This is a genomic window from Aquisalibacillus elongatus (assembly GCF_003843875.1).
Taxonomy (GTDB): domain Bacteria; phylum Bacillota; class Bacilli; order Bacillales; family Alkalibacillaceae; genus Aquisalibacillus; species Aquisalibacillus elongatus.
Genome location: NZ_RKRF01000011.1, coordinates 1 through 22,323 on the forward strand (window position 1 = coordinate 1; position 22,323 = coordinate 22,323).

Here is a 22,323-nt window from a genome sequence, read left to right on the forward strand (position 1 = left end):
ATTAAAATTGGCTGGTTTATGTCCAGTTAAATACCGAACTCAAACCAGCCAATCAGCTGCATAATTAAAACTCTAACTTTTTGGGGTCACCACCCACCGGGGAGTTTCCTTATGTTCCGCATGAATCATCATCGCAGTATTCTGTATTTGAGCTTTTGTTTAGTACTTGAATCTTTGGTTTTTGTTGTTCTTCTTCATGCACTTTATTTAATACATCTAAGAACACATCTGTCGGCTGTGCGCCTGAGACGGCATATTTTTCGTTAAAAACAAAAAACGGTACTCCTTGTACACCTAATTGACCCGCTTCTTGTTGATCATTTACAACATCTCGTTTGTACTTAACCGTTTCTAAAATTTCAAGTGATTCCTCACGATTAAGTCCAACTTCTTCAGCTAAAACGGCCAATACGTCTTGGTCGCCTACATTTTTACCCTCTGTAAAATAGGCCTGCATGAGGCGTTCCATCATGTCATACATTTTTCCTTGCTGGTCTGCAAAATGACTTAACCGATGGGCATCTTCCGTATTAGTTGGAATGACGTCGTCAAAATTAAACTCCAACCCAACTTCCTTGGCCTGCTCAGCCATCTGATCATTCATGCGCTTTCCTTCTTCGTATGACATGCCGTATTTATTGGCGAGCATTTCATGAATATCTTCGTTTGTATTTTTCTTAGCTGTTGGGTCCAACTGAAAACTTCTAAACTGTAGTTGAACCTCATCTGAATGGTCAAATTGCTCCATAGCATGTTCTAATCGTTTTTTTCCGATATAACAAAACGGGCATACGACATCTGACCAGATTTCAATCTTCATAAATCTATGACCTCCATCATTTCTTATCGATGTTATTTACTATTTATATGTCGTGTTTCGCTCTCCTCTAGGTTTAACTCTTCTTTTCTCACTGCAAAAAGTTTTCTAAGACCTTTATACAGCAGGAATGCGGCTACACCAATAGCTATAAGAGATACTACATAAAATATAATATTCACCGCAAATCACCCCATTATAACCTTATTCACTATATTTTACGTTTGTTCACAATCAATTGCAAAACAATCGACTTCACTTGGTGACTTAGAGGCTGAGTGTCACTTTCAGACCTTTATACAGTGCATTTAGACCCTTTCTCAGACGTTTCAGACCAAGTTTTATATAATAGTTATAAATTCGTTTTTTTAGAATTTTTTCTTCCTTTCATAGCTTTTCCAAAAGAAAAACTGGCTAGAAAATTAATTCTAGCCAGTTTAAGACTGAAGTTCTTGGTACTCTTCATTGGTAAAAGCTCTTGATTTTGTTAAAAAGCGTTTGCCTTCTACACCTTCTAGTGAAAACATTCCACCACGGCCGTCTACCACATCAATGATGAGCTGTGTGTGCTTCCAATACTCGAATTGGTTGCGATGGATATAAAATGGCGCGTCGCCAATCTTACCAAGGTAAACATCTTGATCACCTATTATGAGGTCTCCATCTGGATAGCACATCGGCGAGCTACCATCACAACAGCCACCTGATTGATGAAACATGATCGGACCGTGTTTTTGCTTCAGTAGCTCAACTAGCTCCAAAGCGGCATCTGTTGCTGTGACGCGTTCGACCATGAACATCATCACCTTTCAATTAGGTTACTCTATTATATGCAAAAATTCATTTTAGAAGAATCCTAATTTTTGCGGGCTGTAGCTGACGAGCATGTTTTTCGTTTGTTGATAGTGGTTGAGCATCATCTTATGATTTTCACGACCAACACCTGACATTTTATAACCACCGAATGCAGCATGAGCAGGGTAGTCGTGGTAGCAGTTCGTCCAGACGCGTCCTGCTTTAATGCCACGACCGAATCGATAAGCTTTATTAATGTCACGTGTCCAAACACCAGCACCTAATCCATATAATGTATCGTTCGCAATTTCTAACGCTTCAGCATCATCTTTAAACGTTGTCACAGACAATACCGGGCCGAAAATTTCTTCCTGGAAAATGCGCATATTGTTATGCCCTTTAAAGACGGTCGGCTGAACGTAGTAGCCATCTTGGAATTCACCGTCTTTTACATTTTGTTCACCACCGATTAGGCATTCCGCACCTTCTTGTTTTCCAATATCTAAATACGATAAAATTTTCTCTAATTGTTCACTAGATGCTTGAGCACCCATCATTGTGTTCGGGTCAAGTGGGTTACCTGTTGCAATCGCTTTTACTCGTTCTAATGCGCGCTCCATGAACTCGTCATAAATATCCTCATGAATCAACGCACGCGACGGGCACGTACATACTTCGCCCTGGTTGAGCGCGAACATGACAAGACCTTCAATCGCTTTATCTAAAAAGTCATCGTCTTCTGCCATGACATCTTTGAAGAAAATATTTGGCGATTTTCCACCTAACTCCAGTGTGACAGGGATTAAGTTTTGTGAAGCGTACTGCATAATCAGGCGTCCGGTTGTTGTTTCACCTGTGAAAGCGACTTTGTCTACACGTGGGTTTTGCGCAAGTGGTTTACCTGTTTCTAAACCAAAACCATTCACAATATTAACTACACCTGCTGGAATTAGATCTTCTATTAACTCCATTAAAACGAGAATTGAAGATGGCGTTTGTTCAGCTGGCTTTAAAATGACACAGTTACCTGTCGCTAAAGCAGGCGCTAGCTTCCATGTGGCCATAAGTAATGGGAAGTTCCACGGAATAATTTGTCCGACAACCCCAATTGGCTCGTTAAAATGATAAGCGACCGTGTCGTTATTAATCTCACCGATCGACCCTTCCTGCGCACGAATCGCACCTGCGAAATAACGGAAATGATCCACCGCTAACGGCAGGTCCGCGTTTAAAGTTTCACGAACGGACTTCCCGTTTTCCCATGTTTCAGCCACGGCAAGCATTTCTAAATTTTCCTCAATGCGGTCGGCAATTTTGTTTAACATATTTGCTCGTTCCGCAACTGATGTCGTACCCCACTCAACTTTTACCTCATGCGCAGCATCTAGCGCAAGTTCGATGTCTTCTTTCGTAGAACGCGGAATCTCACAAAAAGGCTTACCAGTTACAGGCGTCACATTGTCAAAGTACTCACCATTCACTGGCGGCGTCCACTCACCTCCAATATAGTTCTCATAACGATCCTTAAAGTTTATAACAGCTCCATCTGTGTTAGGAAATGCATACGTCATCGTCATACCTCCTTTAAAAATTAAAGACAACTTGTCCTCACTAACACTCTATGAGTCTAGTGGACGAGATATGATAGAAGGTTTAACCTTGGCTTATTTATGCGCTAGGTTTTTCAATTTATGCGCTACTTTTCGCCATTTATGCGCTTCGAATTTTGTCGAACGGTACCTTTTTCCAAATTTATGCGCCCTTTTGAAGGTGTTTATGCGCTCTTTTTAACGAAAAAAAGGCCGTGAGCAGTCTCACGAGCCTTTTTTAATCACAGAAAATATATCTCTAAGTTTCGCATGGTATTCGGGTGATTGGTCTAGATGCTTCCAAAGGAGTTTGCCTTGTTCATCAAAGATCAATGTGCCGCCTTGGATATAAACATCCTGCGTGGCCATTGATTTTTTCACGAAATCGGCTTGTTGTTTATCCTTTGGGATAAAATTTTTGACCTTACGGAACACGACACCTAACAACGCTTTTGTTAACAACTTAAGCTTAGGTGCAGTTTTGACCCCGACGCCTTTAAAGGACGTTCGAGCTGGGTCGCCGACAATATCGAACGGAAACGGTCCAAAGGCATCTAAGAATTGTTTAATAAATGATGCATTCGAAGGTGCTACAGCGACAATCTGGTAACCTTCCTTCTGAATATCATCGTACTGCTCACGCAACTGCGCGAGATATTCTCGGCAAAGCGGTCAACCAAGATGGCGCGAGAATACTAGAATCGTCTTTTGGTTGTTCAGTAGGTCGTTTAAAGTTTTGTTCCCATTTTGTGTTTCCACTTCATAATTAAGATCCATGTGCCACATCCCCTTTCCTTCCTAGTACTATATAACTTACCACAAGTAATGTCTGGCTTACGAGGATTATGACTGATAGTGGCAAAATTGTACTTGTGCCGAACAAGCCTACAATTGGTGCAACTGAACCGCCAAAGATAAACTGAAATAAACCTAGTAATGCAGAAGCACTTCCTGCATTACGATCCTGCGTTTGCATGGCTAAGGATAAGCTAGTTGGATTAATCAGACCTGTGCTGGATGTAATAAAGAATAGTCCGATGATCACCATTACAAGGCCGCCGTTTAAAACAGATGCTAGCACTAATATTGTGCCTCCAGTTAAAGCCACGATCATTCCTGCTATCAACAGGTTTTCCTCTGAAAATTGACCAGAGAAACGGCCGACGACTTGACTCATGGATATAAACCCTAGCGCATTCAGTCCAAATACCATGGCATACGCTTGTGGGGACAAACTAAAAATATCCTGCAAAATAAACGAAGACCCTGAAATGTATGCGAACATCGCCGCGGCCGCAAAGCCTTGGACTAACGCAAAACTCATGTATCTGCGGTGTTTCGTTAAGGATGCAAAAATATTAAACGTCGTCTTAAGCCCACCATCCGACCGCTCTTCATGTGGTAGTGATTCTTTTAACCTAAAAATTGCGAGTGCAACTAATAATGTTCCGATGATAGATAAAATCGCGAACAGTCCACGCCAGCTTGTGAAAAGCAGAATTTGTCCGCCAATCATTGGGGCCAAAATTGGCGCAAGACCCATAACGAGCACTAATAATGAGAACATTTTCGTCAGTTCTGTACCTGTATATAAATCACGAATAATTGAGCGGGAAATCACAATACCACCTGCGCCCGAGAACCCTTGAATGAACCGTGCTGCAATTAAAACCCAAACATTAGGCGCAACTGCACAAATAATGGACGCGACAACATAAATCGCGATTGATATAGTGAGTGGCTTTTTCCGACCGAAAACATCACTTAAAGCCCCCATCGTCAGCTGTCCAAACGCAATACCAAGCAACGTTGTCGTCAGACTGAGCTGAATGAGCGACGCCGGGCTCTCTAAGTCGTTGGATAACTCCGGGAATGCTGGTAAATATAAATCTATCGTTAATGGCACGAGCGCTGTGAATGCCCCGAGCATCAATAATAATTTCCAATGCGAGAATCTAGATGACATCAATAACACCTCTCCCTAATTGTCACAACGCCTATCGTATAACAAAATGTTGAATATGAAAAGTTATCAATCTGTTGAAGAATTTATTGCATTAAGTGAAACTTTATTTAATAGGTATTCGTATATAATAAGTTGTAGTGTATATGAGTTTATTAAGGGGGAGAGCGTGTTGAATAAAGTATTAAGTGTTGAAAATTTACAGAAGTCTTTTAAGAACGCTAAAGTGTTAAAAGACATTTCCTTCGACGTTCGCGAAGGCGAAATCATGGCAATCTTAGGTCCTAATGGTGCCGGGAAGTCCACGACCATCCGCAACATTATGGGCATTATGTATCCAGATGAAGGATCTGTTACCTTCCATAACCATAATGGCAATGAAATTCCGCGTTATAAAATCGGTTACTTGCCAGAAGAACGTGGACTTTATAAAAATGTGAAAGTGATGGATATTTTGCTATACTTCGCGGACTTAAAAGACTACCCGAAGGAAAAAGCAAAACAACGTGCATTAGATTATTTAAAGAAATTTGATTTAGAAGGTAAGGAGAACTCACCAGTTGAGGAGCTTTCGAAAGGTCAAGGGCAAAAGATTCAGTTCATCGGCTCAATCATTCATGAGCCTGAACTTCTCATTTTAGATGAACCTTTCTCAGGGCTAGACCCAGTCAGTCAGGAAGTTTTTAAAAATGAAATTAAACAGCTCGCTAAAAATGGAACGTCTATTTTACTGAGCTCACACCAGATGAATTTAGTTGAAGAGATGTGTGATCGTCTGTTCATGATCAATCGTGGTGAGAAAGTCATTTACGGTTTAATGGACGATGTGAAGAAAGAATACGCGAACTTTAAATGTACGATTCGTGGAAAAAATGAGCAATCAACACTCGAAAGCCTGCCTGAAGTAACGCGTGTGGAGCAGAGTGATGAGATCTCTATTTTATATTTGACTCAAGAAGTCGAAGTGACAAAGTGGCTATCTCAGCTGCCGGAAACGCTTGACGTTCAGGAGCTTTCCGTCGACCGCGTGTCGTTACACGAAATTTTTGTTGATATTGCGACAGACCAAACTTTAGCTCAGGAAGTAGGTGCTTCAAATGCGTAATAGTTTGAAAGTTGCTCGTTGGGAATTTAAACGTAACGTACGAAACAAAACATTTATTATATCCTTGTTTATTACACCTTTAATATTTTTACTTTTTGCATCAGCTCCGACATTACTGAATCACTTAGGAGACGATGAAGAGTCTCAGACAACGGTTTACTTAAACGATCAGATTGGAGTTTACGAAGCACTAGAGCCTATGTTTGAAGAAAGCGAGCTCGTGTCATGGGATGTTCAGGAAACACCAAATGAGCCGAGTGATATGACCGAAACGATTAGTCAGGCCGATGATGCAGCTTATATTATTTTGAATGAAGAGACACTTGAAACTGGCACGATCACTTACATGACGAGTGATGATTTGCAAGGTTCGTTTGAAAACCAGTTAGGCGTTTTACAACAACCGATTAAACAAACCCAGCTACAATCAGCTGGACTTTCACAAGAACAGTTACAGCTTGTTCAGACACCGATTGAATACGAAGCATTTGAGCAAGAAACTTCAGGGGGCACTGTTCCACAAGAAGAAATAGGCGGTTTCCCTTATGAATCAGCCATCCCGGCAATTTTTGCAGGATTAGTGCTATTCTCAATTGTCATTTCTGGTATGATGATTTTCCAAAGTGCTTCACAAGAGAAGAAGGATAAAGTAGCGGAGATCATTTTATCATCAGTTACAACTAGTGAGTTAATGCAAGGTAAGATTTGGGGTTACTTTAGTTTAGGAATTTTACAAGTTGCTGTCTGGATTACCATGGCACTTCCAATTGCACTTTGGAGACTAGAAGATGTTCCAGTGCTCGAATATTTATTCGTACCTGAGACATTATTGCTAACATTTATCGCCGTATTAGGTTACTTATTATTTGCAGCCTTGTTTGTCGGATTAGGTGCGACTATTGAGGATTACTCAACAAGCGGTAACTTCCAGGGCATGGTGATGATGCTACCATTTTTACCATTTATCTTTATCGGCCCTATTTTCAGCAACCCAGAAGGCATTGTGGCCCAGATTGGAACCTACATTCCATTCACGTCACCAGCAGTCCTCATTATGCGCTTATCGATTTTAGATGAGTGGCCTTGGGTTGAGATGCTGATCGGCCTTGCAATTTTAATCGTGAGTATTTGGATTTTCATGAAACTCGCGGGCAAGATCTTCCAGATTGGAATCTTAATTTATGGCAAAAACGCGACACCACAAGAAATTTGGAAATGGTTGAGAGCTTAATAGCTTCGATTAGTGCTTAAAAAACCGGTTGCCTTTTTCAGGCAACCGGTTTTTGTTTTATTCTATAAAGCTTTTATTTACTAATCCTTCTAAATCTTGTTGTTCATCTAAGAATCCTAAGTCATACGAGGAATCAATGAAGTCTTGTAAAACCTGTTCGTCTACTTCGTAAGAAAACTCGATTCGCTCCCACGCATTATCAATCACTGATTTTGAAAGCTCTTGATCTGTAATTTCTTTGATTTTCTTAATAGCGATTTCTTTAGCCTCTTCTGGGTTGTTTTGAATAAATTCAGTTGCTTTTACATGTGCATCTACAATGTTTTGTACTTTATCAGGGTCATTTTCGGCTAATTCCTGAGATGTAACGAACACTGCTGCAGGAAGCGTCTCGCCATAAGCAACATCAGGTGTATCCACTAATACTTTACCTGATCCATCCTCTTCAATTACTGATGCCCAAGGCTCTGGAACGGTTGCGGCATCTACTTTTTCAGTTTCAAACATACTTGCATAAGTCGCAGGTTTCCCTGTTACGTGCTTCATCTCACCATCGACGCGGTCAGATGTTAGGCCATACTCATCTTTCATCATAGCTTCAAACTGAACATCGTGTGTGCAACCAACGCGAGGCGAGATAAAAGTTTTACCCGCAAGGTCTTCTGGTGTTTCAATACCTGAGTCATTTCGTGCCATGATGACGGTACCACCTTTTGAGCCTGCAGCAACAATATGCACCTCTGCTCCACTAGCGAAATGGTTCATCGCAGGTCCTGGTCCTACAAGTCCTCCTTCAATCTCACCTGTCTCAATCGCTGTCATAAAAGCTGACCCGTCCGGGAAGTATTTGTAATTGACTTCTGTTCCGTCTGGTAATGTTTCAGAATACAAGTCTTTCTCCTCTGCCACCATACCAGCGACGTGGTTAATATTTGGGAAGTACCCAATTGTAATTTCATCAGAGCCATCAGCAGATGCACTACCGCATGCTGACAACACCGCTCCTGTTAATAGAATAAAAGCAAACGTTAATAGTTTTTTCATGATTTGAACAATCCCTTCTTATTTATTTAAAAGTCCCCAACGTTTCATCACGTTTTTCTCGAGTTTTGAGAAAACTAACTGATCGACCACGGCGCCAATAACACCGATGATGATAATAATGCCAATCACTTGATCCATGCGGGCATAATCCTGCGCAAAGCTAAGTGAATAACCCAACCCTGGGCCATTACTTAAAAACTCCCCTGCCATGAGCGCACGCCAGCTGAACGCCCAAGCTAATCGAACCCCTTGCATGAAGTACGGAATACTTGCAGGTACTTCGATTCGATAAAATAATTCAAATCCTTTTGTATCCATTGTTCTCGCTGCACGCTTTAATTGTGGCGGAACGTTATGAATGGCTGACCTGACATTTAGCGCCATCACAAACGTACCACCAATGACGACAACGAAAATGACCGCAAGCTCGCCAAAGCCAAATAACAATATCGCTAATGGAACCCAAACAATACTTGGGATACTTTGCAAGGCAATCAAGTACATTCCGGCAGTTTCATCCGCCTGCCTAGATTTCCCTAATAACACACCAAGTAACGTCCCCGTTAGAATCGATAATGTTAAGCCGATGATTAAATGCTTGAAACTTGCGCCTAACGCTTTTAATAACTCACCATCAACGAAACCACTGAACAATGTTTCCCCAACGGTAAAAGGCGATGGAACAATATAATCCGGGTATAATTGAGCTAAATAAATCCCTTGCCAAATTCCAATAACGACGACGATAAATAATAATCGTTTAAGCGCGATCTTCATGATTTAACTCTTCCTTTAATACTTTGTTGATTTCGACTTCTAGTAAATCCATAACCGTTTTCTCAAGTTTGATGACTTCGGGATTATCTCGCTTTCTTGGTCTTGGCAAATCAATATCAAAATCAGCTATTACCCGGCCTGGTCTCGTGCCCATAACGACTACTCGGTCTGATAGTTTGATAGCTTCTTGAATACTGTGGGTCACAAACAGGATTGTCTTTCGAGTTTCTTGCCAAATTTTCATCAGTTCATCATGTAATATATGGCGCGTTTGTTCATCTAAAGCTCCAAACGGTTCATCCATGAGTAACACTTTAGGGTCCATCGCAAGTGCCCTGGCAATTGCTACCCGCTGTTGCATACCGCCTGATAATTCATACGTGTAATGGTTTTTAAAACGACTTAAATGAACCATCTGTAAAAAGTGATCAGCACGTTTTTCCGCTTCCGCTTTAGACATTTTTTTCTTAATTGGAAACATAACGTTTTCTTTTACATTTAACCACGGAAAAAGCGATGGTTCCTGAAACACCATCCCACGATCCGGCCCTGGACTGTTAATCTCATTGCCTTCAAGTTGGATATCACCCTGTGTCACATCTTCTAAGCCAGCGACCATGGATAATAAAGTTGATTTCCCACAACCCGATGGACCTAGAATTGAAACAAACTGGTTTTCCTCTATGGATAAATTTATATCAGAAAAGACTTCGAATGAGCCATGCTGTTCATCTGCGAAGTTTTTCCCAACCTCATTGAATTCCAAGAACATATTATCACCTTATTCTTATAATCCCTATCTATTTAATCGGAATTATGTGTATGGTTCTAAATTATACAATCGTCAGTTAAAGTGTGTCAACTTTTAATTGGTTTCACAAAAAAACTACCCCTATCACAAGAGGTAGTTAATTCACCTTGAACTGCACGTCGGCTTTTATTTTATATTCTTGCTCGTTGTAATTGAAATCGGCATGGCCATTTACTTCATAAAATCCTTTTGGAAAATCCCCATCTATAATTCTGTTCATAAACTCTATATACTCACCCGGGTCATCATGTGAATAACCACCTGATCCCTGATATTCCTCACGGATGGGTTCTCCCCGCTCTAATGTCGTGGTCAAGAGTGGCTCATTCATGGCGTAACCAATTTCATAATCTCTTGTCGCTTCATACATTGGGAAATTAAAAGGCGACGCCGCATGACTAATTTCGACCGAATCTTGTTCTCCCACATATTCCAACTCTGCATAAATAGAAACATCTTTTCCGTCATCATACTCCGATTTTTCCGTTACTAATCGATAAATAAAGTCCCCGTCCTGTACTTCACTCGTCGTATTCTTTACCTCACGCTGATTAAGCTCACCATCAGACGGGGCTCCCGTCGACTGTCCGCACCCTACCATGACAACTAGCACGGAAATTAACATCATTATTTTTCGCACATCCATCACCTCTAATACGATTAGTCGTTTGTTTTAAAAAATTGTTACAAACGATGCACTTTTTTAGGTAAATACCTATATCTTGTAGTATGACGACAAAAATGAGGTGTTTGACATGGGAAGGTCAATTGTAACGGGAACAACGACTAATGATACCGTTTCTGTTCACATTGATTTATTTCGTTATCCAGTTCGGTATGTGAAAGTTTATTTAGGCGGAGAAGAAGTCGGTACCTTCCACCCCATTTCGGATTTTCATTTAAGAAATCCAAAAGGGCTTCCGGTTAAAGTGGTACTTGTTTTCTCTGATGGTGATAAACATGAAACGATTTTAATGGGGGGAAGAATACAGCGCTATTTTAATCGAGTGGACTATCAACCGGGAGATATTCTTGTCGCTTGTGATAATTTCGGGGATTTCCCGCCACCAGGGTATATGGGGCATTCAGCAATCGTCTTAGATCAACGGTCAATCGCGGAGGCTACTACCTCTATGCCACAGATACGAGTAGCAACCATTCGAGAGTTTATCGATCTTCACCCTAAATACATGCACTTGCGCTGCAAAAACCGGCAAGCTGCGGAGAATGCGCGTGATTTCGCCTACGAATACTTACAAATGTATCATGATGGGTTACAAAACGGAGATGAGGTCCCAGAGTTCTCATTAACGCCGTTGATTTCATTAGATGATCCCTATAATTCTATTTATTGTTCAAAATTAGTCTGGCTCTGTTATTACTATGGTGCTAATATAAACCTTGAGAATGACTATTTCCTTTATTCCCCTGAGGACCTATCTACGTTAGAGAATGATGATCGATTTGAAGTTTTGTATAAGCATCCTGAGTTTGATTTCAAATTGAACTCTTGATGAAGTACCTAAAAAAGGGCTGTGCCATTTCACTGGCCAGCCCTTTTGTCGTGTTTAACGATGTCCTACTTCTACTTCCATGTCTACGCCGTTCGTTGCTTGATCTATTGTTTGAAGGGTCGATTTCTTTCTTTTGAAGAATGAAACCACCTTTTCTCCTGCATATAATACTAAGAAGGTAAGGAAGACTGTTAATGAGACTAAAATTAGAGATGTTTCCATAGATCTCATCCTCCTTCATCAAATATTGTGATTTATTTTGATTTGCAACTATATAATACCAAATATAAAGATTATTTCAAGTTAAAAACTCAAATTCTTTTATAAATTTATAAATTCTTCATCATTTGTACATATACTCGTGATTTAAAATTGCTTTAAAGTTGTGAAGGGTTGAATAATATTCACAAAAAGGTCTGAAGTCGATCTCGACAAGATTCCCTATTGAAAAGCACTGAAAAAGGGTCTAAAAGTTCTTGTAGATGTCACTACCAACACTAAAAAAAGGTACTAAAAAACCCAACTCAATGAGAATGAGTTGGGTTTTACCTGGTCAATTATACATATTGCTCAAAAAACTCAAGCACTTTTTTGTAAACTTTGATTTCATTTTCTTTTTTCGAAAAACCGTGACCTTCATCGTCTAACACAAGATACTCAACTTCAGTTCCTTGTTTCTGTAAAGCTTCAACGATCTGATCTGATTCTGCTTTGACAACTCGCGGGTCTTTGGCACCTTGAATGACTAGCATCGGCTTTTTCATGCTATCTAGATACGTGATTGGTGAGTCCTCTTCGAATTTCTCGCGGTCTTTTTCTGGGTCGCCCACCCACTGTTTCATCATTGGCTTCCAGTGTTCCGGAACTGTCTCAACAAAACTAAATAAGTTGCTGACGCCAAAGATATCGACAACTGCTTTAAAGTATTCTGGGTGACGGCCGTGAAGCAGTAGTGCCATGTAACCGCCGTAGCTGCCGCCCATCAGTAAAATTTTATCGCGGTCGGCATAGCCGTTTTTGATGAGCCATTCTAAGCCTTCGACATTATCTATGCGTGGGCCGTAACCCCAGTCGCCTTCAATGACTTTTGTGAACTTCAGCCCGTAACCGGTTGAACCACGGAAGTTCGGCGTAAAGATACTATAACCTTGGTAAATTAAAAACTGGAATAAGGCACGGAAAAATGAACGCTCAGCTGCTTGTGGACCACCATGCGGCCATAAAATCACATGACCATTATCATTCTCTGGCTTAGCTCTAAAGAACATCGCCTCTATCTCAGTTCCATCATAAGAAGGATATGTCACCACTTCCGGCTCAACCATTTCGTCTTTGGAAACCCCAGGAACGCCGTAATTCGTTAATTGTTCCCATTTGTTATTGGAATACTTATAAATATTAAACGGAACGGTTGCTGAACGTCCTAATAAATAAACATTACCAGATTTCGTGACTTTGACATCTTCAATGATGCTTGTCGGCGTTTCGATTTTTTCAAGCGTGCCATTTTCTAAATCATATCGGTAGAATGAGTCAACGACCCCTTTTTCTCCGACTAAATATAGAGAATTAGATGATTGATCATACTTAACATCCGTAAAGGCTTCTTTTTCTAATTCCTTAACTTTCTCAAACTCTTTTGTTTCTAAATCATATTTTGCTAAATAAGCGAAGTCAGAATTATAAGTTGTTGTAAAATAAATCTCTGTCTCGGATGCAAAATCTAAGCCACCAAATGTATGCTGATCATCTGTTTCTGGCGTTAGACGATGGTGTTCTCCTTTATAGAGAGCATAGGCCAACTGAGACGTATTCGCAAACATTTTTAAGTAAACAAAAGCTGTTTCTTCTGAGTTTTTCTTAGCTAAGTAGGTTGGTGCACCATCTCCTTCAAGGAAAACTTCTTCTTGATCATTTTCAATGTCATAAACGTAAGATTTTAAGAAAGTTTGAGCTTCTTTATTAGAAGTGTAATACACCTTCTTACCATCTTTTGATAAGAGTGGCAGCATGTGACGATGACCTTCAGATGTGCGAATCGTCTTCAATTCGCCTCCCTGAGGTGGGATCGCATAAAGTTGCGTGTTCTCATCACCATCATTGTCTGATGCTAACAATAAGTACTCACTATTTTGATCATATTGTAATGACCCTGTACTTTGATTGTGAAAGGTCAACGGATACGGAAATGTGTTCGGCAAATCCATTGCCCACAGGTTGTACTGACCATTTAAGTTTGTACTAAAGGCTAACTGTGACTCATCAGGACTTACAGCGAATGATTGAATGCCATAAGTCTGAAAAAATTGTTCGACATTAGGTTTTTTAAATTGCATTTGTCATGTCCTCCCCATAAAAAATCTCTCTACTTCTTAATTCGATATTATACTATAAAATCCTACGAAAACCGAAATATTTTTCTGACTGTTTAAAAAAGGAAAAATACGGTAACATGAGTATTAAGAATTAGGGGGGATAATCCAATGTACAAATACCTTATTATACTAAGTTCAATTGTTATACTTTCTGGATGTTTTTCGAGTGATGATCAGTCTTTAGATTCTGATGAAAATGCTGAAGCTGTCAATTCTTTAGATGAAAAACAAGCGATTGAGGAAACTGCGGACGAGCTTGTGTTAGCAGAGCAATTAGCGATTCCTTGGGCTATAGATAAGTATGACGATACATTTTACGTAACTGAACGAGGAGGACGTTTGTTAGAGATTGATTCTAACGGGGATGTTAATGAGCAAGAATTATCATTAAATGAAGAGGTTTTACATTACGGTGAAGGTGGATTGTTAGGGTTTATTTTAACCCCTGATTATGAAGAAAGTGGCGAAGCCTATCTATATCACACATACCAAGACGACAATAATAACGTATTCAACCGTGTCGTACTCGTGCAGCAAGAAGGTGAACAATGGGAGGAAACAGAGGCTTTATTGGAATATATACCTGGTGCGCAATTCCATAATGGCGGACGGCTAGCAATTGGACCAGATCAAAAACTTTATATAACAACCGGTGATGCTGTTGTTCGAAATTCTGCGCAAGATGTCACCAGTTTAGCGGGGAAAATTTTAAGAATGAACCTAGATGGCACAATCCCGAGTGACAATCCGTTCGATGATTCTTATGTGTATTCTTATGGGCACCGCAACCCGCAAGGACTGGCTTGGAGTGAAGAGGGTACGATGTACAGCACTGAACATGGTGAAAGTGCTCATGACGAAATCAATTTAATCGAACCAGGGCAAAACTACGGCTGGCCTGTCATTGAAGGCGATGCTGACCAAGACGACATGGTCCCGCCGATTTACCATACTGGCGATACAACATGGGCTCCGTCTGGTATTGGTTACTATGATGGTAAGCTTTACATCGCGGGCTTAAGAGGTTCTCAAATTATCGCATACGATATTGAAGCGAATAAGGCTGAAACATTTTATGAAGACCAAGGACGCATGCGGGATATTTATATTGAAGACGGGTTTTTATATACAATTACGAGCAATCGTGATGGGCGCGGAGACCCTGATGAGCAAGATGATGTTTTATTAAGGTTGAAGTTGGATTAGAGTTTTACGAATCCGGTAGTAAAATACAAAAATCCGTCAGTAAACATTATTAATATGCTAAAATATATTTTCTGATTATTATAAAAATTTGTTATAATAATGACAAGACAGATGGAGAGGAGACTTACATATGAGGGAAGTTGTTATTGTAGAGGCTGTTCGGACGCCTGTTGGTAGGCGTAAAGGGCTGTTGAGCCACGTCCGACCAGATGATTTAGCTGGAATGACTTTAAAAGAACTCGTCGACCGTGCTGGAGTTGACCCGGGTATGGTTGAGGATGTCATTATGGGGTGCGTCTCACAAGTAGGTGAGCAGGCGGCTGATGTTGGACGATTAGCAGCATTAATTGCTGGGTTTCCTATCGAAGTACCAGGCGTGACTTTAGATCGTCAATGTGGATCGAGTCAACAAGCGGTTCATTTCGCTTCGCAAGCTATTTTGAGTGGGGACATGGATATCGTTGTGGCTGCAGGTGTTGAGAACATGTCACGCGTTCCGATGTTTTCGAATATGAATGGCGCTTCATTCAGTCCAGCTCTAACTGAGAAGTACGAAATGATAAATCAAGGTTTATCAGCAGAACGTATTGCTGAAAAGTGGGGCTATTCTCGTGAACAATTAGATGAGTTTTCTTACCAAAGTCACCAGAAGGCCATTCAAGCGCAGAAGGATGGCCGTTTTGACAACGAAATGTATTCAATTGATGTCACGTTGGACGATGGAAGTACTGAAACAATCACAGCTGATGAAGGGCCTCGGAGTGATACGAATCCTGAAACACTAGCTGGTTTGAATCCAGTTTTTAAGGAAGACGGCGTCATTCATGCAGGTAATGCCAGTCAAATTAGCGACGGTTCAGCTGCGCTATTACTTATGTCTCGCGAAAAGGCAGATCAGTTGGGATTAAAACCAAGAGCTAAGATTATTGCGCGCACTGTTGTCGGATCAGATCCAACGATGATGTTAACAGGGCCTATTCCGGCTACTAAAAAAGTTTTAGAAAAAGCTGGCTTATCCATTGATGATATTGATTTATTTGAAGTCAACGAAGCATTTGCTCCTGTTCCAATGGCTTGGCTTGAAGAGTTAAATGCAGACCCTGAAAAACTAAACGTGAACGGCGGCGCGATTGCACTCGGGCATCCGCTTGGCGCAAGTGGTGCAAAATTAATGACCACACTTGTTCATGAACTTGAACGAACGGGAGCAAGATTCGGACTGCAAACCATGTGTGAAGGACATGGTATGGCGAACGCCACGATTATTGAACGATTAGATTAAGGGGGATTTTTCATGGAGCTTAAACAAACTGTTGGATTCGTAACTGGTGGAGCATCAGGGTTAGGTGAAGCGACCGTGCGCAACTTAGCTCATAAAGGGGCAAACGTTGTCATCGCTGACTTGCAAGAGGAAAAAGGAAAAGAACTTGCACAAAAGCTCGGCAATCAGGCTACTTATGTTAAAACAGATGTCACCGATGAAGAAAGTGTTAAGCAGGCTTTAAGTCAGGCTGTGGACACATTCGGTGCCGTTCATGTGGTAGTAAATTGTGCAGGGATTGGTGCAGCTAAGAAGACCTTAAGCAGTAAGGGCGTGCATGATCTTGAAACATTTCAGAAGGTTGTGCAAGTGAATCTTGTTGGAACCTTTAATGTGATTCGGTTAGCGTCAGAATTTATGAGCGAGAATCAGGAAACCCATGCAGGAGAACGCGGGGTGATCATTAATACCGCTTCAGTTGCTGCTTATGAAGGCCAAATCGGTCAAGCAGCCTACAGTGCATCTAAAGGTGGCATTGTCGGTATGACGCTTCCAATTGCACGAGACCTATCACCACACGGCATACGCGTCATGACGATTGCACCTGGTCTATTTGATACGCCACTTTTCGCATCACTTCCTGAAAAAGCGCGTGAAGCCTTAGGCGCTATGACACCATTCCCTTCACGTTTAGGCTACCCAGAAGAGTATGCGAAGTTAGCTGAGAGCATTATTGAAAACCCGATGTTAAACGGTGAAGTAATCCGACTCGATGGTGCGATTCGGATGCAACCAAAATAATGGCTGGCGTTTATTCGCCAGCTTTTTTATGCCTTTAACATAATCATCGTGTCACAGCTCATCACTTCTTGGTCTTCCTGATTAAAAACCCTAATACTTAAATTTAAAATACCTTTCACTTGGTCTAGCGGCTTGGTACGATCAACCGTAAACTCACCACGCAACTGATCTCCAGGGTACACTGGCGAATGCCAAACAATTTGATTCATCCCCATGCCGCCCAGACAATCATGTCCTAAAATATTTAATTTAATAAATTCCTTCCAAACGATGGATAGTGTGTGAAACCCGGATGCAATTAAGCCGCCAAACGGCCCTGTTTGAGCCGCTTCTTCATCTACGTGAAAGTACTGCGGGTCATGTTCCTCAGCAAAATCAATAATTGATTTTTTGGTTACCATCACAGGCTCCGTCCAAAACGTTTGGCCTTGTTCAAATTCTTTTAACCTCACCTTATCACCCCCTAATAGATACGGAACCCGCAATAAATGGCGAGTTCCGAATTTTTGTTATACTATTAAATGTTCCTGAAGCTCTTCACGTAAGCTATTTTTCTGGAACTTTCCGACGGACGTTTTGGGTAATTCGTCCATAAAGATCACATCATCTGGAATCCACCACTTGGCAAACTGTGGTTTTAAGTAATCTAAGAGCTCTTCTTTTGTCGCTGACGCCTCTGGTTTTAATACAACACAGGCTACAGGTCTCTCTTGCCAGCTAGGGTGCGGAACACCGACCACAGCCGCTTCAAAAACCGCATCATGTGCCATGAGTGCATTTTCTAAATCAATCGTTGAAATCCACTCACCGCCACTTTTCACTAAATCTTTCGTCCGGTCAGCAATTTTAATAATGCCTTCTTCATCAATTGTCACTATATCACCCGTATGAAGCCAGCCATCACGGAAGGCATCGGTTGTACGCTCATCCTTGTAATATTCATCTGCAATCCAAGGGCCGCGAATGAGTAACTCTCCCATGTCTTCACCGTTCCATTCCGCTTCTCCTTCGTCATTAACCACTTTAATCTCAAGCCCTGGCACGACATAGCCTTGTTTCGCACGAATTTCTAATTTGTCTTCTTCAGGCAAATCTTCTTGGTAACTCTTCAGACGAGATAATGTAGCGAGTGGTGTTGTTTCAGTCATACCATAAGCATGAATGAACGGTACTTTGTGTTTCTGTTCAAACGCACGAATCATACCCATTGGCGCAGCGGACCCTCCACATAGCACAGCTCTTAGAGAACTCATGTCATACTTCTCTGCATTAGCATCTAATTCCTTCAACAAGCCTAACCAAATAGTTGGCACGCCTGCTGTAATTGTCACTTTTTCTTGTGTGATGAGTTCTGCTAATAATTCTGGCGTGAATGATGGGCCTGGCATAACTTGCGTTGTACCATACCATGTTGAAGCAAACGGCATCCCCCAAGCGTTTGCGTGGAACATAGGTACAACAGGCATACAAACATCTGACTCAGAAATCGCAGCCGAATCCGCTAAACCTAAAGCAAACGTGTGCAACGTAATGCCTCTATGCGAGTAAACCACTCCTTTTGGTTTACCTGTTGTGGCAGACGTAAAGCACATTCCTGCCGGGTCGTTTTCATCCAGATCTTTTGGAAATTCATAATTCGGGTTTGCTTCTGATAGTAATTCTTCGTATGAATAAATCGGTGAAAGTGATGTTTCAGGTAATTGAGGTTCGTCCGTCATTAAAATGATGGCTTCAACTGTGGAGAGATGGTCTTTAATCGCATCTAAAATAGGTAAGAACATCGGGTCAACTAAAAGTACTTTGTCTTCAGCATGATTAATAATATAAGCGATGTGCTCTGGTGATAGTCGAATATTAATCGTATGCAACACGGCTCCAATTCCTGGGATGGCAAAATAAGCTTCGAGGTGGCGGTGATCATTCCAAGCGAGCGTGGCTACTTTATCACCGCGCTCGACACCTAAAGTTTCAAGCGCACTAGACAAACGCCTTGTCCGCTCACCTAACTCCTTATAATTAAATCGGTGAATACCTGATGACGTTCGTGAGACGACCTCCTTTTTAGGAAAAAGTTTTTCTGCACGTTCAAGCATCTTGCTGATTAGTAAAGAACCTTCCATCATAATGGACCCTCTCCTTTAAATAGTTTTATATCCAGCTCGCGGTCATACGAGCTTTCAAACTTAATTCGGGTCTTTCGTAATCATCCGATTATGTTCAGCAAGTTCTGCAACGTCAAAACGTGTTGCCTTTGAATCATAATGGGTTTGAACATAAGATAAGTTGTCCTCTTGATGGAGTAAACCTCGCTCATTTATATAATCACTTTTAAGCACTTCATCGATTTCTAAGACCGGGAATAAACAACAATCCTGCTCCTCTCCTATCGTTGTCCACTCCGCCTTTGTCCTAGTTTTAAATAGTTGTTCAAGTTGCTTGATGACCTTTGGTGTTTTGAGCTGATCAGGAAAATGGTCAAGCCAATCTTCTTGCCCCACCGCAAGACAGAAATTGTTCCAAAACTTATATTCTAAAGCTCCTAATGACACGAATTGTTGGTCCTTTGTTTCGTATATCCGGTAATTCGCGTAGCTGCCATTTAACACTGGAATGCCTGTGCCAACATTAGCAACAGTTGATAACATCATATGATTTTCCATCATGGAAAAGACCGCATCAGTAATAGCTAAATCTATATAAGTACCACTACCCGTACGTTCACGCTTTAAGAGGTTTGCTAAAATCGTTTCACTGGCAACCATCCCACCAATAAGATCTGCCATTGTATGAGTCGGTTGAACGGGTTGACCTTTGTCATCTTTTATTTGACTAAGCATGCCACTCATTGCTAAATAGTTCAGGTCGTGGCTCCCCCGATGTGAAAGCGAGCTGTTTTGCCCAAAACCCGTTAACGATAAGTAAATAATGTTTGGGTTAATTTCTCGTACATCGTCATACCCTAACCCTAGACGACCCATAACACCTGGGCGAAAGCTCTCGACGACGACATCAGCTGTCTTAATGAGTTCTAAAGCCTTTTCTTTTTCTGATTCAAGTTTTAGATCAAGTGCAACACTCTTTTTACCTCGATTGTTCGCAGCAAATAATGTTTCATTTGCCATTTGCCGTATCTGATCACCTTTTGACGGTTCGATCTTAACCACTTCTGCGCCAAAATCCGCCAAACGAAGCGTTGCATACGGGCCCGGTAAATATAACGAAAAATCGATCACTCGTATTCCTTCTAACATCAGCTACAGCTCCATATTTTTTGCAATAATATTTTTCATAATGTCATTCGTTCCTGCATAAATCGATGAGACAGGGATATCACGGTAACGACGTGCGATTGAGTATTCTTCCATATAGCCATAGCCACCGTGAAGCTGCATACACGTTGTCGCTACACGCCTGGCCATATCAGTGATCCACCATTTTGCCATTGAAACTTCAGTGACGACATTTTCTTGTTTCATATGGCGTTCAATTACATCATCTAAAAATGTTCGACCAATCTGAACTTCGGTTGCAACTTCAGCCATTTTATGTTGAACGGTTTGAAGTTTTGATACCGGTCTACCGAAAGCTTTTCGCTCTTTAACGTATTGTTTAGTGGTCTCTAACATTTCTTCTGCCGCTACTTGTGCGCTAATGCCCACGGTCAGGCGCTCTTGCTGTAATTGATCCATCAAGTAGTAAAAACCTTTACCTTCTTCGCCTAGCAGATTTTCTTTAGGAACCTTAACATCTTCAAAAAATAACTCTGCTGTATCTTGAGAATGCAACCCGACTTTATCCAGTTTCCTTCCGTGTGTAAAGCCTGGCATGTCTCTTTCAACGACGAGTAAACTAATTCCTTTATGAGCCGGTTCAGCCTTAGGATCTGTTTTAGCGACGACAACAACTAAGTCAGCATGAAGTCCATTGGTAATAAACGTTTTTTGACCGTTTAAGACATAGTGGTCACCATTCTCAATCGCGTTTGACTTGATTCCTGCTAAATCCGACCCAGCATCAGGCTCCGTCATAGCAATAGCTGTAATGATTTCACCTGTGACGCACTTAGGTAGCCAACGTTCCTTTTGCTCTGATGTGCCGTATGTATCTAAATAAGGCACGACGATATCATTATGTAATCCCAGACCAACTAAGCCAGTTCCAACTCGCTCGATTTCCTCGTTAAAAACAACCGAATAGCCAAAATCAGCGTTTAGTCCTCCGTAATGTTCATCTACCCATGGACACAAAAAGCCATTTTCGCCCATCTTGGTCCATAACTCTCGCGGAATTAGACGATCCTCTTCCCACTGATCAAAATAAGGAACAACCTCTTTATTTAAAAACTTCTTTAAACTATCGCGATACATATCATGCTCTTTTGTTAAGTACCTAGCAGCCATGCGCACGACTCCCTTTTTTAAATTTTCTTAATATTAAGATATCATAAAGCTTTTACATTGGTAAAGAGCGAGAAATGTCGATTAGAGCAACGTATCTTTTTCCAAGTATATTTTCTTTTATTAAGTCAAAAATAATATTACGAAACCAACACTACATGATAGACAGCATGGAGGTTTCAAATGGAATTAGATAAGATCAGACAGATTGTGGATTCTCCTACTTTAGTTCAAGTGAAGTACCACGGATTTCCCGTGTATATTCAAGGTATTGACGAAGAGAATGGTACTGCCAAAGTCTTTCCTCTAGACCAGATGGATCAAGAACAAGAAGTCGATTTGGACGGCCTTTACGCTGATGATCCAGTCCATTTAATGTTTTAGGTTATAAACGCTAAGATAGCGTTTAGATATAACCATGTCATGAAGGAGGTTTTAGATGGACCGATTACGCGCTGAAGAAATAGCGAGCTCACCTAAGATTTGCAACGTCCAATACAATGGCAAACGAGTTTTCATACAACATGTACAAGAAAGCTCTGATGTCGCTCGCGTTTACTACCTCGATGACCCGACGAATGAATTTGAGGTGCAATTATCTAATATTAGAGAAAAGCATTGACGAAAAAGAACTCGC

At 41.1% G+C, this 22,323-nt stretch carries 22 protein-coding genes and 1 pseudogene; 8 read left to right on the forward strand and 15 right to left on the reverse strand.

From position 1 onward, the window contains the following. Positions 1-109: 109 nt before the first annotated feature. From EDC24_RS11160 to EDC24_RS11180, 5 genes and pseudogenes are all read right to left on the reverse strand, one after another. Entirely contained in the window at positions 110-820 is a 711-nt protein-coding gene (locus tag EDC24_RS11160) for a DsbA family oxidoreductase (RefSeq protein ID WP_124222617.1), read from the reverse strand. Between the two features lie 434 nt (positions 821-1,254). Next, positions 1,255-1,611 (reverse strand): DUF779 domain-containing protein, encoded by a 357-nt coding sequence (locus EDC24_RS11165; protein WP_124222619.1) that lies wholly within the window; start codon positions 1,609-1,611, stop codon positions 1,255-1,257. 51 nt (positions 1,612-1,662) lie between these two features. Next, positions 1,663-3,183, reverse strand: coding sequence for an aldehyde dehydrogenase (gene adh / locus EDC24_RS11170; protein WP_124222620.1), 1,521 nt, complete (start codon positions 3,181-3,183; stop codon positions 1,663-1,665). A gap of 243 nt (positions 3,184-3,426) precedes the next feature. Continuing rightward, positions 3,427-3,861: pseudogene (locus EDC24_RS11175) on the reverse strand (peroxiredoxin-like family protein); the annotation flags it as partial. 106 nt (positions 3,862-3,967) lie between these two features. Then, on the reverse strand, positions 3,968-5,167 hold the full coding sequence (locus tag EDC24_RS11180) for a multidrug effflux MFS transporter (RefSeq protein WP_124222624.1): 1,200 nt from the start codon (positions 5,165-5,167) through the stop codon (positions 3,968-3,970). Between the two features lie 169 nt (positions 5,168-5,336). Here EDC24_RS11180 and EDC24_RS11185 point away from each other — a divergent pair, with 169 nt between their 5' ends. Beyond that, a complete protein-coding gene (locus tag EDC24_RS11185) occupies positions 5,337-6,269 on the forward strand; it encodes an ABC transporter ATP-binding protein (protein WP_124222636.1) in 933 nt (310 codons plus the stop codon). Continuing rightward, on the forward strand, positions 6,262-7,500 hold the full coding sequence (locus tag EDC24_RS11190; RefSeq protein WP_124222638.1) for an ABC transporter permease: 1,239 nt from the start codon (positions 6,262-6,264) through the stop codon (positions 7,498-7,500). Before EDC24_RS11185 ends, EDC24_RS11190 begins: the two co-directional genes overlap by 8 nt. A gap of 57 nt (positions 7,501-7,557) precedes the next feature. On the opposite strand, the gene EDC24_RS11195 is transcribed toward EDC24_RS11190, so the two are convergent. The 4 genes from EDC24_RS11195 to EDC24_RS11210 all read right to left on the reverse strand — a co-directional run bounded on the left by EDC24_RS11195 (position 7,558) and on the right by EDC24_RS11210 (position 10,772). Continuing rightward, entirely contained in the window at positions 7,558-8,544 is a 987-nt protein-coding gene (locus EDC24_RS11195; protein ID WP_124222640.1) for an ABC transporter substrate-binding protein, read from the reverse strand. 18 nt (positions 8,545-8,562) lie between these two features. Then, positions 8,563-9,321, reverse strand: coding sequence for an ABC transporter permease (locus EDC24_RS11200; protein ID WP_124222641.1), 759 nt, complete (start codon positions 9,319-9,321; stop codon positions 8,563-8,565). Next, the gene (locus tag EDC24_RS11205; protein WP_124222643.1) at positions 9,305-10,093 is read right to left on the reverse strand and encodes an ABC transporter ATP-binding protein; all 789 of its coding nucleotides are present in this window, start codon (positions 10,091-10,093) and stop codon (positions 9,305-9,307) included. Before EDC24_RS11205 ends, EDC24_RS11200 begins: the two co-directional genes overlap by 17 nt. Positions 10,094-10,229: 136 nt before the next feature. Further along, positions 10,230-10,772, reverse strand: coding sequence for a hypothetical protein (locus EDC24_RS11210; protein ID WP_211342371.1), 543 nt, complete (start codon positions 10,770-10,772; stop codon positions 10,230-10,232). Between the two features lie 115 nt (positions 10,773-10,887). Between EDC24_RS11210 and EDC24_RS11215 the strand changes: the two genes are divergently transcribed. Next, on the forward strand, positions 10,888-11,646 hold the full coding sequence (locus EDC24_RS11215; RefSeq protein ID WP_124222645.1) for a C40 family peptidase: 759 nt from the start codon (positions 10,888-10,890) through the stop codon (positions 11,644-11,646). Between the two features lie 54 nt (positions 11,647-11,700). On the opposite strand, the gene EDC24_RS15210 is transcribed toward EDC24_RS11215, so the two are convergent. Together EDC24_RS15210 and EDC24_RS11220 are read right to left on the reverse strand one after the other, a co-directional pair. Next, positions 11,701-11,868, reverse strand: a complete 168-nt coding sequence (locus tag EDC24_RS15210) for a hypothetical protein (protein ID WP_170158570.1) — start codon at positions 11,866-11,868, stop codon at positions 11,701-11,703. 335 nt (positions 11,869-12,203) lie between these two features. Then, the gene (locus EDC24_RS11220) at positions 12,204-13,982 is read right to left on the reverse strand and encodes a S9 family peptidase (protein ID WP_124222647.1); all 1,779 of its coding nucleotides are present in this window, start codon (positions 13,980-13,982) and stop codon (positions 12,204-12,206) included. A gap of 147 nt (positions 13,983-14,129) precedes the next feature. Here EDC24_RS11220 and EDC24_RS11225 point away from each other — a divergent pair, with 147 nt between their 5' ends. The 3 genes from EDC24_RS11225 to EDC24_RS11235 all read left to right on the forward strand — a co-directional run bounded on the left by EDC24_RS11225 (position 14,130) and on the right by EDC24_RS11235 (position 17,289). Further along, positions 14,130-15,227: a PQQ-dependent sugar dehydrogenase gene (locus EDC24_RS11225; RefSeq protein WP_124222649.1), complete on the forward strand. Its 1,098-nt coding sequence runs from the start codon at positions 14,130-14,132 to the stop codon at positions 15,225-15,227. A 130-nt stretch (positions 15,228-15,357) separates the two neighbouring features. Beyond that, positions 15,358-16,509 (forward strand): thiolase family protein, encoded by a 1,152-nt coding sequence (locus EDC24_RS11230; RefSeq protein ID WP_124222651.1) that lies wholly within the window; start codon positions 15,358-15,360, stop codon positions 16,507-16,509. 12 nt (positions 16,510-16,521) lie between these two features. Continuing rightward, a complete protein-coding gene (locus tag EDC24_RS11235; protein ID WP_124222653.1) occupies positions 16,522-17,289 on the forward strand; it encodes a 3-hydroxyacyl-CoA dehydrogenase in 768 nt (255 codons plus the stop codon). A 26-nt stretch (positions 17,290-17,315) separates the two neighbouring features. Here EDC24_RS11235 and EDC24_RS11240 read toward each other — a convergent pair whose 3' ends face one another. The 4 genes from EDC24_RS11240 to EDC24_RS11255 are packed head-to-tail and all read right to left on the reverse strand — an operon-like array spanning position 17,316 to position 21,689. After that, positions 17,316-17,741 carry a MaoC/PaaZ C-terminal domain-containing protein gene (locus EDC24_RS11240; RefSeq protein ID WP_124222655.1) on the reverse strand — a complete coding sequence of 142 codons (426 nt, stop codon included), beginning with the start codon at positions 17,739-17,741 and terminating at the stop codon, positions 17,316-17,318. Positions 17,742-17,798: 57 nt separating this feature from the next. Further along, the gene (locus EDC24_RS11245) at positions 17,799-19,412 is read right to left on the reverse strand and encodes a long-chain fatty acid--CoA ligase (RefSeq protein WP_211342372.1); all 1,614 of its coding nucleotides are present in this window, start codon (positions 19,410-19,412) and stop codon (positions 17,799-17,801) included. Positions 19,413-19,472: 60 nt separating this feature from the next. Continuing rightward, a complete protein-coding gene (locus EDC24_RS11250) occupies positions 19,473-20,540 on the reverse strand; it encodes a CaiB/BaiF CoA transferase family protein (RefSeq protein ID WP_124222659.1) in 1,068 nt (355 codons plus the stop codon). 3 nt (positions 20,541-20,543) lie between these two features. Beyond that, on the reverse strand, positions 20,544-21,689 hold the full coding sequence (locus EDC24_RS11255; protein WP_124222661.1) for an acyl-CoA dehydrogenase family protein: 1,146 nt from the start codon (positions 21,687-21,689) through the stop codon (positions 20,544-20,546). Between the two features lie 180 nt (positions 21,690-21,869). Here EDC24_RS11255 and EDC24_RS11260 point away from each other — a divergent pair, with 180 nt between their 5' ends. Together EDC24_RS11260 and EDC24_RS11265 are read left to right on the forward strand one after the other, a co-directional pair. Beyond that, positions 21,870-22,070: an H-type small acid-soluble spore protein gene (locus EDC24_RS11260; protein WP_124222663.1), complete on the forward strand. Its 201-nt coding sequence runs from the start codon at positions 21,870-21,872 to the stop codon at positions 22,068-22,070. Positions 22,071-22,125: 55 nt separating this feature from the next. Beyond that, positions 22,126-22,308 (forward strand): H-type small acid-soluble spore protein, encoded by a 183-nt coding sequence (locus EDC24_RS11265; RefSeq protein WP_124222665.1) that lies wholly within the window; start codon positions 22,126-22,128, stop codon positions 22,306-22,308. The last annotated feature ends 15 nt before the right edge of the window (positions 22,309-22,323 follow it).

Bases quoted from the DNA above. Each gene is read 5' to 3' on its own strand.
- EDC24_RS11190 (WP_124222638.1), top strand. From the start codon at position 6,262: ATGCGTAATAGTTTGAAAGTTGCTCGTTGGGAATTTAAACGTAACGTA.
- EDC24_RS11225 (WP_124222649.1), top strand. From the start codon at position 14,130: ATGTACAAATACCTTATTATACTAAGTTCAATTGTTATACTTTCTGGA.
- EDC24_RS11215 (WP_124222645.1), top strand. From the start codon at position 10,888: ATGGGAAGGTCAATTGTAACGGGAACAACGACTAATGATACCGTTTCT.
- EDC24_RS15210 (WP_170158570.1), bottom strand. From the start codon at position 11,868: ATGGAAACATCTCTAATTTTAGTCTCATTAACAGTCTTCCTTACCTTC.
- EDC24_RS11230 (WP_124222651.1), top strand. From the start codon at position 15,358: ATGAGGGAAGTTGTTATTGTAGAGGCTGTTCGGACGCCTGTTGGTAGG.
- EDC24_RS11195 (WP_124222640.1), bottom strand. From the start codon at position 8,544: ATGAAAAAACTATTAACGTTTGCTTTTATTCTATTAACAGGAGCGGTG.
- EDC24_RS11180 (WP_124222624.1), bottom strand. From the start codon at position 5,167: ATGTCATCTAGATTCTCGCATTGGAAATTATTATTGATGCTCGGGGCA.
- EDC24_RS11220 (WP_124222647.1), bottom strand. From the start codon at position 13,982: ATGCAATTTAAAAAACCTAATGTCGAACAATTTTTTCAGACTTATGGC.
- EDC24_RS11245 (WP_211342372.1), bottom strand. From the start codon at position 19,412: ATGATGGAAGGTTCTTTACTAATCAGCAAGATGCTTGAACGTGCAGAA.
- EDC24_RS11250 (WP_124222659.1), bottom strand. From the start codon at position 20,540: ATGTTAGAAGGAATACGAGTGATCGATTTTTCGTTATATTTACCGGGC.
- EDC24_RS11255 (WP_124222661.1), bottom strand. From the start codon at position 21,689: ATGGCTGCTAGGTACTTAACAAAAGAGCATGATATGTATCGCGATAGT.
- EDC24_RS11160 (WP_124222617.1), bottom strand. From the start codon at position 820: ATGAAGATTGAAATCTGGTCAGATGTCGTATGCCCGTTTTGTTATATC.
- EDC24_RS11265 (WP_124222665.1), top strand. From the start codon at position 22,126: ATGGACCGATTACGCGCTGAAGAAATAGCGAGCTCACCTAAGATTTGC.
- EDC24_RS11205 (WP_124222643.1), bottom strand. From the start codon at position 10,093: ATGTTCTTGGAATTCAATGAGGTTGGGAAAAACTTCGCAGATGAACAG.
- EDC24_RS11260 (WP_124222663.1), top strand. From the start codon at position 21,870: ATGGAATTAGATAAGATCAGACAGATTGTGGATTCTCCTACTTTAGTT.
- EDC24_RS11200 (WP_124222641.1), bottom strand. From the start codon at position 9,321: ATGAAGATCGCGCTTAAACGATTATTATTTATCGTCGTCGTTATTGGA.
- EDC24_RS11235 (WP_124222653.1), top strand. From the start codon at position 16,522: ATGGAGCTTAAACAAACTGTTGGATTCGTAACTGGTGGAGCATCAGGG.
- adh (WP_124222620.1), bottom strand. From the start codon at position 3,183: ATGACGTATGCATTTCCTAACACAGATGGAGCTGTTATAAACTTTAAG.
- EDC24_RS11165 (WP_124222619.1), bottom strand. From the start codon at position 1,611: ATGGTCGAACGCGTCACAGCAACAGATGCCGCTTTGGAGCTAGTTGAG.